At 72.2% G+C, this 12,313-nt stretch carries 12 protein-coding genes; 6 read left to right on the top strand and 6 right to left on the bottom strand.

Going from position 1 to position 12,313, the window contains the following annotated elements; all coding sequences use genetic code 11:
• Positions 1 to 528: 528 nt before the first annotated feature.
• Complete coding sequence (locus CCN72_RS40615; protein ID WP_086808473.1) at positions 529 to 768, top strand: hypothetical protein; 240 nt, start codon at positions 529 to 531, stop codon at positions 766 to 768.
• Between the two features lie 78 nt (positions 769 to 846).
• Here the strand turns inward: CCN72_RS40615 and CCN72_RS18475 are convergent, their stop codons facing one another.
• From CCN72_RS18475 to CCN72_RS18460, 4 genes are read right to left on the bottom strand one after another with little or no spacing between them, the layout of a single operon-like run.
• Positions 847 to 2,007 carry an acyl-CoA dehydrogenase family protein gene (locus CCN72_RS18475; RefSeq protein ID WP_086808475.1) on the bottom strand — a complete coding sequence of 387 codons (1,161 nt, stop codon included), beginning with the start codon at positions 2,005 to 2,007 and terminating at the stop codon, positions 847 to 849.
• A 5-nt stretch (positions 2,008 to 2,012) separates the two neighbouring features.
• Complete coding sequence (locus CCN72_RS18470) at positions 2,013 to 2,936, bottom strand: hydroxymethylglutaryl-CoA lyase (protein WP_208638037.1); 924 nt, start codon at positions 2,934 to 2,936, stop codon at positions 2,013 to 2,015.
• Between the two features lie 17 nt (positions 2,937 to 2,953).
• Positions 2,954 to 4,867 carry an ATP-binding protein gene (locus tag CCN72_RS18465; protein ID WP_086808471.1) on the bottom strand — a complete coding sequence of 638 codons (1,914 nt, stop codon included), beginning with the start codon at positions 4,865 to 4,867 and terminating at the stop codon, positions 2,954 to 2,956.
• An 11-nt stretch (positions 4,868 to 4,878) separates the two neighbouring features.
• A complete protein-coding gene (locus CCN72_RS18460) occupies positions 4,879 to 6,495 on the bottom strand; it encodes a carboxyl transferase domain-containing protein (RefSeq protein ID WP_086808470.1) in 1,617 nt (538 codons plus the stop codon).
• A 97-nt stretch (positions 6,496 to 6,592) separates the two neighbouring features.
• On the opposite strand from CCN72_RS18460, the gene CCN72_RS18455 reads away from it, so the two are divergent.
• The 5 genes from CCN72_RS18455 (at position 6,593) to CCN72_RS39995 (ending at position 10,716) form a co-directional block, all read left to right on the top strand.
• The gene (locus CCN72_RS18455) at positions 6,593 to 7,186 is read left to right on the top strand and encodes an SACE_7040 family transcriptional regulator (protein WP_085564850.1); all 594 of its coding nucleotides are present in this window, start codon (positions 6,593 to 6,595) and stop codon (positions 7,184 to 7,186) included.
• Between the two features lie 22 nt (positions 7,187 to 7,208).
• The gene (locus CCN72_RS18450; protein ID WP_086808469.1) at positions 7,209 to 7,784 is read left to right on the top strand and encodes a Uma2 family endonuclease; all 576 of its coding nucleotides are present in this window, start codon (positions 7,209 to 7,211) and stop codon (positions 7,782 to 7,784) included.
• 128 nt (positions 7,785 to 7,912) lie between these two features.
• Complete coding sequence (locus tag CCN72_RS18445; protein WP_037651920.1) at positions 7,913 to 9,070, top strand: acyl-CoA dehydrogenase family protein; 1,158 nt, start codon at positions 7,913 to 7,915, stop codon at positions 9,068 to 9,070.
• A 36-nt stretch (positions 9,071 to 9,106) separates the two neighbouring features.
• Positions 9,107 to 9,973 carry an acyl-CoA thioesterase II gene (gene tesB / locus CCN72_RS18440; RefSeq protein ID WP_086808468.1) on the top strand — a complete coding sequence of 289 codons (867 nt, stop codon included), beginning with the start codon at positions 9,107 to 9,109 and terminating at the stop codon, positions 9,971 to 9,973.
• 566 nt (positions 9,974 to 10,539) lie between these two features.
• Positions 10,540 to 10,716, top strand: coding sequence for a hypothetical protein (locus CCN72_RS39995; protein ID WP_158101367.1), 177 nt, complete (start codon positions 10,540 to 10,542; stop codon positions 10,714 to 10,716).
• A 99-nt stretch (positions 10,717 to 10,815) separates the two neighbouring features.
• Here CCN72_RS39995 and CCN72_RS18435 read toward each other — a convergent pair whose 3' ends face one another.
• Together CCN72_RS18435 and CCN72_RS18430 are read right to left on the bottom strand one after the other, a co-directional pair.
• Positions 10,816 to 11,610 carry a phosphatase gene (locus tag CCN72_RS18435; protein WP_085564847.1) on the bottom strand — a complete coding sequence of 265 codons (795 nt, stop codon included), beginning with the start codon at positions 11,608 to 11,610 and terminating at the stop codon, positions 10,816 to 10,818.
• 90 nt (positions 11,611 to 11,700) lie between these two features.
• Positions 11,701 to 12,313, bottom strand: a 613-nt coding sequence (locus tag CCN72_RS18430; protein WP_143664130.1) for a helix-turn-helix domain-containing protein, incomplete at its 5' end; no start/stop codon positions are given.

The raw sequence follows: 12,313 nt of genomic DNA, 5'->3' as shown, positions 1-12,313 counted from the left end.
ACGGGTCCGACGGGCGCGACGGGTGCCACCGGCGCGACGGGCGCCGATGGTGCCACTGGCCCGACGGGTCCCACTGGTCCGACGGGTGCGACCGGCGCCACGGGTGCGACGGGTGCCGATGGCGCCACTGGCCCGACGGGTCCCACGGGTCCCACGGGTCCGACCGGTGCGACGGGTGCGACCGGCGCCACGGGTGCTGACGGTGCCACCGGTCCGACGGGTCCGACGGGCGCGACGGGTGCCACCGGTGCGACGGGTGCCGATGGTGCCACCGGTCCGACGGGTCCCACGGGCCCGACCGGTGCGACGGGTGCCACCGGTGCCACGGGTGCCGACGGTGCCACCGGCCCGACAGGTCCCACCGGTCCGACGGGTGCCACCGGTGCGACGGGCGCCACGGGTGCCGACGGAGCCACCGGTCCCACGGGTCCCACGGGCCCGACGGGTGCCACCGGTCCGACGGGTGCCACCGGCGCGACCGGCGCCACGGGTCCCACCGGTCCCGCCGGACCCACCGACACCCAGGCCGTGGCCGGTACCCCCGTCACCGTCACGCCGCTGCTCGGGTCCGTCACCGCGACGGCGACCTGCCCGGCGGGCACCGTGCTGCTCAGCGGCGGCTACTCGCTGTCCTCGGACCTGATCCAGGTCACCGTCTCCCGGGCCGACGACGGGAACCCCAACCAGTGGGACGTGACGGCGACCGGCCTCACGGGTCTCCTCTCCGGCACGGTCACGGCCTACGCGTACTGCACCACCACGCCGTGACCAGGCCGTAGAACAGGAGTGAGGGGCATGTCCACCGGGACGCCGGCGGAGATGCCCCTCACCCGTGCTTCGGCAGGCTCAGCCCGCGAGCCCCAACTCCCGTGCGATCAGCATCCGCTGCACCTCGCTCGTGCCCTCGCCGATCTCCAGGATCTTGGAGTCGCGCCACATCCGGGCCACCGGGTACTCGTTCATGAAGCCGTAGCCGCCGTGGACCTGCGTGGCCTCACGGGCGTTGTCGACGGCGATCGTGGAGGAGTACAGCTTCGCCATCGCCGCCTCCTTCTTGAAGGGCTCACCTGCGACCAGCCGGTACGCCGCGTCACGCCAGGCGAGCCGCGCCGTGTACGCCTTCATCTCCATGTCGGCGATCTTGAACTGGATCGCCTGGTTGGCGCCGATCGGCCGGCCGAAGGCGTGCCGCTCCTTGGCGTACTTCACCGACTCGTCCACACAGCCCTGCGCCAGACCCGTCGCCAGGGCGGCGATCGCGATGCGGCCCTCGTCCAGGATGCGCAGGAACTGGGCGTACCCGCGGCCCTCCTGGCCGACCAGGTTGGCGGCGGGCACCCGTACGTCCACGAAGGAGAGCTCACGGGTGTCGGAGGCGTTCCAGCCCACCTTGGAGTACGGCGCCGCCACCGTGAAGCCCGGGGTGCCGGACGGCACGATGATCGAGGAGATCAGCGGCCTGCCGTCGGGCTTGCGGCCGGTGACCGCGGTGACCGTGACCAGCCCGGTGATGTCCGTACCCGAGTTGGTGATGAAGCACTTGGTGCCGTTGATCACCCATTCGTCGGTGTCGGGGTCGAGACGGGCCGTCGTACGGGTGCCGCCCGCGTCCGAGCCGCAGTCCGGCTCGGTCAGACCGAAGCCGCCGAGCATCTCGCCCGCGCACAGCCGGGGCAGCCACTCGCGCTTCTGCTCCTCGGTGCCGAAGAGGTAAATGGGCATCGCGCCGAGCGAGACACCGGCCTCCAGGGTGATCGCCACCGAGGAGTCCACCCGGGCCAGTTCCTCCAGGGCGATACCGAGCGCCAGGTAGTTGCCGCCCATGCCGCCGTACTCCTCCGGGAACGGCAGCCCGAACAGACCCATCCGGCCCATCTCGCGGACGATCTCGTACGGGAACTCGTGCCGCTCGTAGAAGTCGCCGATCTTCGGCGCCACGACATCGTGCGCGAACTCCTCCACCGTACGGCGGAGTTCCTCCAGCTCGGGGCTGAGGCGGTGGTCCATGCTGATCACTGGTCCTTGTGGGAGAGGGCGCGGACGGTGCGGGAGGGGCTGGGCCGGTCCAGATGGGCGGCCATCCACACGCTGGTGGCGGTCAGCCGGCCGAGGTCGACGCCGGTCTCGATGCCCAGGCCGTGCAGCATCCAGACCAGGTCCTCGGTGGCGAGGTTGCCGGTGGCGGACTTGGCGTACGGGCAGCCGCCGAGCCCGCCGGCGGACGCGTCGACCGTCGTCACGCCGTGCTCCAGGGCCGCGTAGGTGTTCGCGAGCGCCTGGCCGTAGGTGTCGTGGAAGTGCACGCCGATCTCGTCGGTCGGCACGCCCTCCTCGTTGAGCAGGTTCAGGAGTTCCTGGACATGCCCGGGGGTGGCCACGCCGATGGTGTCGCCGAGGCTCAGCTCGTCGCAGCCCATGTTCCGCAGGGCGGTGCAGACGCGGGCCACCTGATGCAGCGGGACCGCGCCTTCCCATGGGTCGCCGAAGCACATGGAGACATAGCCGCGCACCCGCGCGCCCGCGTCCTTGGCCCCGCGCACCACCGGCTCGAACACCGCGAGGGACTCGTCCACCGTGCGGTTGAGGTTGGCCTTGGCGAAGGACTCGGTGGCGCTGGCGAACACCGCGATGCGGTCGGCGCCGAGGGCCAGCGCCCGGTCCAGACCGCGCTGGTTGGGCACCAGGACGGGCAGCTCGACCCCGGGCAGCTCGCGCACCCGCGGGAACAGCTCCTCCGCGTCGGCGAGTTGGGGCACCCACTTGGGGTGCACGAAGCTCGTCGCCTCGATCGTGGTCAGGCCCGCCTCCGCGAGGCGGCGGATGAACTCCGCCTTCACCTCGGTCGGTACGGCGCCCTTCTCGTTCTGCAGCCCGTCGCGCGCGCCGACCTCGTAGATCCGCACCCGGGCGGGCAGGTCCGAGGCCGGTACGACCATGGGCAGCTGCTCGGCGCTCACTCCGTCTCCTCCTTCGGCGCGATGACGGCCAGCACCTGGTCCATGGCGACCGTGCTGCCCGGTGTGACGTCCAGCTCGGCGACGGTGCCCGCGTGCGGGGCGGAGACGACGTGCTCCATCTTCATCGCCTCCACCACCAACAGGCTCTGCCCGGCGGTCACTTCGTCCCCGACGGCGACCTTGACGACGGTCACGGTGCCGGGCATCGGCGCGGTCAGCGAGTCGGCGCCCGCGTGCGCCGCCCGGTTCAGCGAGTCGGCCACCGGGTCGTGGTCGCGCACCTGCCAGGCGTCGCCGTCCCGGCCGATCCAGTCACCGGCGCGGCGGAAGGTGTGCCGCAGCCCGTCGAGGGTGACCGCGACCGTGTCGCCGGTGACGGTGGCGGTGCCGCGCGGGGTGTACGTCACCGGGTCCTGGACCTTCAGAGGGAAGGCGGGCGGTTTCGGGGTGCCGCCGAGCCGCCAGCCGTTCGGCACCGAGAAGGGGTCGGTCCAGCCCTCGCCGGTGGGCTTCAGCGCCTCCAGCCGTACGGCCGCCGCCGCCTCGTACACCTCCTCCGGTACGTCCGTGCCGACCAGGTCGGCCACGACCCGCTCCACCAGGCCGGTGTCCAACTCGCCCGCCACCACGGCCGGATGGCCGAGCAGCCGGCGCAGGAAGCCCGCGTTCGTCTGCACGCCCAGCGTGACCGTCTCCGCGAGCGCCGCCCGGAGCCTGCGCAGCGCGGTCGCGCGGTCGGGGCCGTACGCGATCACCTTGGAGAGCATCGGGTCGTACAGGCTGCCGACCTCGGTGCCCTCGCTGAGCCCGGAGTCGGTGCGCACGCCGTCGCCCCCCGGCTCGTCCAGCAGCAGGACCGTGCCCCCGGAGGGCAGGAAGCCGCGGGCCGGGTCCTCGGCGCAGATACGGGCCTCGACGGCATGGCCGGTCAGCGTCACCTCGTCCTGGGTGAAGCCCAGCGGCTCGCCCGCGGCCACCCGCAGCTGCCACTCGACCAGGTCGAGGCCGGTCACCAGCTCGGTGACGGGGTGCTCGACCTGGAGCCGGGTGTTCATCTCCATGAAGTAGTACTGGGAGGGGTCGCCGCCCGGCACGATGAACTCCACGGTGCCCGCGCCGCGGTAGCCGCAGGAGCGGGCCGCCTGCACGGCCGCCTCGCCCATCGCCGCGCGCGTGGCCTCGTCCAGGAGGACGCTGGGCGCCTCCTCGATGATCTTCTGGTGGCGCCGCTGGAGCGAGCACTCGCGCTCGCCGAGGTGCACGACATTGCCGTGGCCGTCGGCCAGCACCTGGATCTCGATGTGCCGGGGGCGGTCGATCCACCGCTCCACCAGCAGGGTGTCGTCGCCGAAGGAGGCGCGGGCCTCGCGGCGGGCGGCGGCGATCTCCTCGTCCAGGACGGTGAGGTCCCGCACCAGGCGCATGCCCTTGCCGCCACCGCCGGCCGACGGCTTCAGCAGCACCGGCGGGCCCAAGGCGCGGGCGGCCTCGGCGAGTTCGGGGTCACGGCCGCCGGGGACCACCGGCACTCCGGCGGCCTCCACCGTCTCCTTGGCGCGGATCTTGTCGCCCATCAGCGCGATGGCGTCGGCCGAGGGGCCGATGAAGACCAGGCCCGCCTCCTCGCAGGCCCGCGCGAAGGCGGCGTTCTCGGCGAGGAAGCCGTAGCCCGGGTGGACGGCCTGCGCGCCGGTGCGGGCCGCGGCCTCCAGCAGCCGCTCCACCGACAGATAGCTCTCGGCCGCGGGCGCCGGGCCGATCCGGACCGCCGTGTCGGCCTCCCGGACGTGCCGCGCTCCCGCGTCGGCGTCGGAGAAGACCGCCACCGAGCGCACGCCCAGCTCGCGGAGCGTACGGATGACCCGTACCGCGATCTCGCCCCGGTTGGCGACCAGCACTGTGTCGAACACGATTCCCCTCCTCACATCCGGAAGACGCCGAACTGGGGCTCTCCCAGTGGCGCGTTGGCGCAGGCCGTCAGGGCGAGTCCGAGCACCTGGCGGGTCTCCATCGGGTCGATCACACCGTCGTCCCACAGCCGGGCGGTCGCGTAGTAGGCGTTGCCCTGGGTCTCGTACTGCGCGCGGATCGGCGCCTTGAACGCCTCCTCGTCCTCGGCGGACCAGCTCTCGCCGCGGCCCTCCAGCTGGTCCCGCTTGACCGTGGCGAGGACGCTGGCGGCCTGCTCGCCGCCCATGACGGAGATCTTGGCGTTGGGCCACATCCACAGGAAGCGGGGGGAGTAGGCCCGGCCGCACATCGAGTAGTTGCCCGCGCCGTACGAACCGCCGACCACGACCGTCAGCTTGGGCACCCGGGTGCAGGCCACCGCGGTCACCATCTTGGCGCCGTGCTTGGCGATGCCGCCCGCCTCGTAGTCCTTGCCCACCATGAAGCCGGAGATGTTCTGGAGGAACACCAGCGGGATGCCGCGCTGGTCGCACAGCTCGATGAAGTGCGCGCCCTTCTGCGCGGACTCGGCGAACAGGATGCCGTTGTTGGCGACGATCCCGACCGGGTGCCCGTGGACGCGCGCGAAACCGGTGATCAGCGTCTGGCCGTACTCGCTCTTGAACTCGGCGAACCGGGAGCCGTCGACCACACGGGCGATGATCTCCCGGACGTCGTACGGCGTGCGGGAGTCGACCGGCACCGCGCCGTACAGCCCGGCCGGGTCCACCTTCGGCTCGATCGCCGCGGTGACCTCCCAGGGCGGCGACTGCCGGGCCGGGAGGGTGGCGACGATGTTCCGGACGATGCGCAGGGCGTGCGCGTCGTCCTCCGCGAGATGGTCGGTGACGCCGGAGATCCGGGAGTGGACCTCGCCGCCGCCCAGCTCCTCCGCCGTGACCACCTCGCCGGTGGCCGCCTTCACCAGCGGGGGGCCGCCCAGGAAGATGGTGCCCTGATTGCGGACGATGACCGCTTCGTCGCTCATCGCCGGGACGTACGCGCCGCCCGCCGTGCAGGAGCCGAGGACGGCCGCGATCTGCGGGATGCCCGCGCCGGACATCCGGGCCTGGTTGTAGAAGATCCGCCCGAAGTGCTCGCGGTCCGGGAAGACCTCGTCCTGCATCGGCAGGAAGGCGCCGCCGGAGTCGACCAGATAGACGCAGGGCAGCCGGTTGTCGAGGGCCACCTCCTGGGCGCGCAGATGCTTCTTCACCGTCATCGGGTAGTACGTGCCGCCCTTGACGGTCGCGTCATTGGCGACGATCACGCACTCGCGCCCGCTGACCCGGCCGATCCCGGCGATCACCCCGGCGGCCGGCGCCTGCCCGTCGTACAGCCCGTCGGCCGCGAGCGGGGCCAGCTCCAGGAACGGTGAGCCCGGATCGAGGAGTGTGTCGACCCTGTCCCTCGGCAGCAGCTTGCCGCGCGCGGTGTGCCGGGCCCGCGCCCGCTCCCCGCCGCCGAGCGCCGCCGCGGCGAGCTTGCCGCGCAGCTCCTCGACCAGCGCGAGATGGGCCCCTTCATTGGCCCGCCAGGCCTCCGACGCGGGCTCCGCCGCGCTCCGGAGTTCCGGTGCCTCCTGCATCCTGCGGTCCCCTCACCCGGTGCTCGAACCGGTTAATGAGCGTTAACCATTTCCTTCAGGTTAACGACCGCTAACCGCGCTGTCTAGAATCGTCTTCATGGCCAGAACCGACGCCCCGACCCGCCGCGAGCAGATCCTCAAGGAGGCCGCCCGCCTCTTCGCCGAGCGCGGCTTCCACGGCGTCGGCGTGGACGAGATAGGGGCGGCCGTCGGCATCAGCGGCCCCGGCCTCTACCGGCACTTCCCCGGCAAGGACGCGATGCTCGCCGAGCTCCTGGTCGGCATCAGCGGCCAGCTGCTCACCGGGGCCAGGCGGCGGCTCGCGGAGGCCGACGGGGACGCCCGCGCCACCGCGGTCCTGGACTCCCTGATCGAGGGCCATATCGACTTCGCCCTGGACGACCGGCCGCTGATCACCCTGCACGACCGCGAGCTGGACCGGCTGCGCGACAGCGACCGCAAGCTGGTGCGCCAGCTCCAGCGGCAGTACGTCGAGCTCTGGGTCGGCGTGGTCCGCGAGGTCTACCCGGCGCTGACCGAGCCGACCGCCCGCTCCGCCGTCCACTCGGTCTTCGGCCTGCTCAACTCCACCCCCCACCTGGGCCGCGCGGGCACCCTCCCCGGCCGGGGGGCGATGTCGGCGCTGCTGCACCGGATGGCGCGGGGGGCGTTCGCGGCGGCGGGAGAGTGACGTGGGCCACTAGGATCGGGTCATGGAGTACGCGAAGATGCGCGCGATCGCCGAGGAGCTGGGTGCCTACGCGGAGCGGCTCGAAGGGGCCTGGAGCGTGGAGATCGGACCGTCGGGCCCGATACTGGCCATGATGCGCCCGTCGAAGCGGCACGCGGGCACGGTCCACCGCATCTGCATGCAGCTGGACGAGCAGCTCCGCACCACACATCCCGGCCACATCTGCGCGAGCGGGCCGGAGATCGAGCACCCGGCGATCGGTCGCATGCGGCTTCCCGACGCGACGGTCATCCCCGAGGCGGTCCTGGACGAGGAGGGCCTCGCCGTCGACGCGACCCAGGTCCTCGCCGTGGTGGAGATCGTCTCCCCCTCCAACCCCACCAACGACTACATCGAGAAGCTGGCCGACTACCCCGCCATGGGCATCGCGCACTACCTGATCGTGGACCCCCGCACCGGCACCATCGAGGTCCACTCCGACCCGTGCAAGGGTCGCTACGCCCGGAAGGACTCGTACATCTACGGGGATTCCGTGCCCTTCGGGCCCTGGACGGTCGAGACGTCCGCCTTCCGGCGCTACGGCAAAGCGGGCAACTGACCGGAGTGCCACCGGATCCGTGGCGCACCTCACCCTGGACGCCCTCCCTACCCGCCGGTACGCTCGGATGAGCAAGCGCTTAGACATGCCCCTTTCCGGCATGCCCGAGGTACGTGGAGGTGGACGGCGTGCGCCGTACGGTGTTCAACGAGGATCACGAGGCGTTCCGGGAGACCCTGCGCGCCTTCATCGAGGCCGAGGTCGTACCGGTGTACGACGAGTGGTTCGCGGCGGGCCAGGCGCCCCGCGACTTCTACTACAAGCTCGGTGAGCTGGGCATCTTCGGCATCAACGTCCCCGAGGAGTTCGGCGGCGCGGGCCTGGACAGCCACAAGTTCGAGGCCGTCCTCTACGAGGAGACCGCCCGCGCGGGCGTCCAGTTCGGCGGCTCCGGCGTGCATGTGCTGCTCGCCCTGCCGTACATCAAGATGCTGGCCACGGACGAGCAGAAGAAGCGCTACCTGCCGAAGTTCGTCACCGGCGAGGAGATGTGGGCCATCGCGATGACGGAGCCGGGCACCGGTTCCGACCTCGCGGGCATGAAGTCCACCGCCAAGCTCAGCGAGGACGGCACCCACTACGTCCTCAACGGCGCCAAGACCTTCATCACCGGCGGTGTGCACGCCGACCGGGTGATCGTCTGCGCCCGCACCGCCGCACCCACCGCCGAGGACCGCCGCCACGGCATCTCCCTGTTCGCGGTGGACACCAAGTCCGAGGGCTACTCCGTCGGCCGCAAGCTGGACAAGCTCGGCCTGAAGACCTCCGACACCGCCGAGCTGGCCTTCGTGGACGTCAAGGTCCCCGTCGAGGACCTGCTGGGCGAGGAGAACAAGGGCTTCTACTACCTCGGCCACAACCTGGCCTCCGAGCGCTGGGGCATCGCCTTCGGCGCCTACGCGCAGGCCAAGGCCGCCGTCCGGTTCGCCAAGCAGTACGTCCAGGAGCGCACCGTCTTCGGCAAGCCGGTCGCGCACTTCCAGAACACCAAGTTCGAGCTGGCCTCCTGCCAGGCCGAGGTGGACGCCGCCGAGGCCGTCGCCGACCGTGCGACCGAGGCCCTGGACGCCGGCGAGCTGACCCCCGCCGAGGCCGCCTCCGCCAAGCTGTTCTGCACCGAGGTCGCGCACCGCGTCATCGACCGCTGCCTCCAGCTGCACGGCGGCTACGGGTACATGAACGAGTACCCGATCGCCCGCCTGTACGCGGACAACCGCGTCAACCGCATCTACGGCGGCACGAGCGAGATCATGAAGACGATCATCGCCAAGGACATGGGTCTGTAAGGACCCGGCAATCACCGCCCGGTACAACTGATCGCCATGAGCCAGGCACTCCAGGACCTCCTCGATCTGCTCGACCTCGAACAGATCGAGGAGGACATCTTCCGCGGCCGGTCCCGCTCCGCCGTCGTCCCCCGTGTCTTCGGGGGGCAGGTCGCGGCGCAGGCGCTGGTCGCCGCCGGGCGCACGGTCCCCGCGGACCGTCCCGCCCACTCCCTGCACGCGTACTTCCTGCGCCCCGGCGACCCCGGCGCGCCCATCGTCTACACCGTCGACCGCATCCGCGACGGCCGGTCCTTCACCACCCGCCGCGTGGTCGCCGTCCAGCACGGCAAGCCGATCTTCCATCTCTCGGCGTCCTTCCAGACGTACGAGGAGGGTCTCGAACACCAGGCGCCGATGCCGTCGGCGCCCGACCCGGCGACCCTGCCGACCTCCCACGAGCGGCTGCGCGGCTACGGCCATCTCGCGCCCGACGTGGTGGAACGCTTCCTGGAGGCACGCGAGGCGGTCGACCTCAGATACGTGGACGAGCCGCCGTACGGCCGCTTCGGCGAGCCGCGTGAGCCGCACAGCCAGGTGTGGTTCCGCACCAACGGCAAGCTGGACGACGACCCGCTGCTGCACGTCGTCCTCGCCACCTATGTCTCCGACATGACCCTGCTCGACTCCGTGCTGCTCGCGCACGGCCGCGGCGGCTGGGCGGTCGGCGACGTGGTGGGCGCCTCCCTGGACCACGCGATGTGGTTCCACCGTCCCTTCCGCGCCGACGAATGGCTGCTGTACGACCAGGAGTCGCCCTCCGCGCACGGCGGCCGCGGCCTCGGCCAGGCCCGCATATACACCCAGGACGGACAGCTGGCCATCACCGTCATCCAGGAGGGCGTCGTCCGCGTCCCGCGCTAGCCGGGCGTGGATTGGTTTCCTGAGGTGCCAAGTGACGTGTGGGGTACTAGGCTCAGTGAGTGAAAGCCGCGAATGCACGGTATGAGCGGCCGGCGAGGTTTCGGGACACCTCTGACCTCAGCCGCGGCACCTGATGACGCGCCAGTGTCCGGGTGGGCCGCAGGCGTCGACCGTACAGACGTACCGTGCCACACATTGATCTCGCGGTGACATCCGAAGACCGCGCCGCGCGTCTTTCCGTGCGGCGGCGGCCATCCACCTCGCCGTGTTCCCCCAGGGGGGCCGCGAGAGACGATGGAAGGTTATTCCCATGCGAGCAACACGCACGCGGCGCCTCGTCGCGATGTCCGCCACCGGCCTGCTGCTGGCAGGCGGAGCCGCGATCGGCGCGGCGGGCACCGCCTCGGCGAGCCCGTCCAACGTTCACAGCTCCTACAGCAGTGACTGGGGCGGCGGCCACGGCGGCCACGGTGACCACGGTCGCGGAGGACATGGCGGCTGGTGGGGCAACGACGATGACGACTGGGGCTACGGCGGCTACGGCGGCTATGGCCACGGAGACCACGGTGGCTATGGCGGCCACGGTGGCTACGGCGGTGGCCATGGAGGCTACGGCGGCGGCCACGGAGGCGGCCACGGTGGCGGAGGCCACGGTGGCGGAGGCCACGGCGGTGGAGGCCACGGCGGTGGAGGCCACGGCGGCGGAGGCCACGGTCGCTGAGCCGGGTCCCGACCCGATGTGACACGATGTGCGGCCCCGCGCGCGGGGCCGCACATCCCTTTGTCCCCGGCCTCGTTGAGACCGGCCCCGTTCAGTCGGCCTCGTTGAGACCGGCCTTCGTTCAGTCCTCGGTCAGACCCGCCGCGGCCAGCAGATACGCGGTCATCGGGTCGTAGTGGCGCGGGCTGACCACATGGTCGTCCAGCGGCACGGCGACCTGGAGGGTGCCCTCCGACTCGGCGAGGAACAGCGCGGGGTCGTTGCAGTCGGCGTAGCCGACCGAGTCAAGGCCGTGCTGCGCGGCGTACCCGGCCCAGCCGTGGTCGGCGACCACCAGGTCCGGCAGCGGCCGTCCGGCCCGCTCAAGTCCGGTGAGGATGGCCCGCATCGGCTCCCCGGAGTGCGTGTGCCACAGCGTCGCGCCGTGCTCCAGGACGGCCACGTCCGCGAACTGCATGACGTACCCCTCGTCCGTCTGGAGCCCGTCCGGGATGACGACGATCTCGCAGCCGGCGGTGCGCAGCGCGGCGGCCGTGGCCCGGTGCACATCCAGCAGCCCGCCCGGGTGACCGGTCGCGAACAGCACCCGTTCGCGCCCCTCGGCGGCCTTGCGCAGCCGCGCCGCGAGGCGGTCCAGGCCGTCCACGGTCAGTTCCGGGTCGATGGTGTCCTGGCCGAACCGGTACTCCGGGTCGTCATTGACACCCACCCGCTCGGCCATCACCGCGAGCACGTCCTGCTCGTCCGCCCAGCGGTCGCCCAGCTCCAGACCGAGCCAGAAGTTGCGGTCGCCGTTGGCCAGCAGCCGGTAGTGGGAGAGGTTGTTCTCGCGGGGCGTGGCGACGTCCCCCGCGATACGGGTCCTCACCAGGTGGTCGACGAGCTGGGCGCGGCTGGGTGTCCCGGATATCGGCATGGCACCCATTGTGGGGCAGCCCGGCGCGGGCGTCCCAGAGGTTTCGCCCGCTGGGACGGGTATCACCTTCGCCCGGGCGGGTGCGCGGTGTCAGGAGTGCCGCAGCGCGAACCACAACTCCATGCGTACGTCCGGGTCGTCCAGGTCGGCGCCGAGCAGCAGGGCGCCGCGGGCGACGCGTTGCCGCACGGTGTTGCGGTGCACCCCGAGCGCGACCGCGGTGCGGTCCCAACTGCCGTGCAGGGAGAGCCAGGTGCGGAGGGTGTCCGTCAGCGCGGGCTGCGCGGCGAGCGGCGCGAGCAGGGCCTGGGCATGGGCCCGCGCCGCCGTCTCGGGCACCAGCCCGGACAGCCCGGGGCGGGCGTCGTGCCGGACCAGCGGGACGCGGGTGGCGCGGGCGCGGGCCAGGGCGCGGGCCGCCTGGGCGTCGGCGGCCGGCCAGCCGCCGGGCCCCGCGGGCGCGCTGACCCCGAGGCTCCAGCCGGGCACCGGGGCGGGTTCCCGTCCGGCGGGCACCAGCAGCCGTACGACCTCCCCGTCGGGGTCGAGGTCGACCAGGGGAGTGCCCAGGGCGGTGCCGAGGGCGGCGGCGGCCACGGCGTCCGGGGTCTGCCGGTCGGGGCGCGCGTGGACGACGATCCGCTCGCCGCCGCTTGTGCCGTCGCCCCTGCCGTCACCTGTGCCGCCGCTTGTGCCGTCGCCC

Origin of the sequence: Streptomyces murinus, assembly GCF_002154555.1 — a bacterium.
Classification (GTDB): domain Bacteria; phylum Actinomycetota; class Actinomycetes; order Streptomycetales; family Streptomycetaceae; genus Streptomyces; species Streptomyces murinus.
The sequence above is the reverse complement of the archived record's forward strand: the minus strand, read 5'-3'. Positions and strand labels throughout refer to the sequence as shown.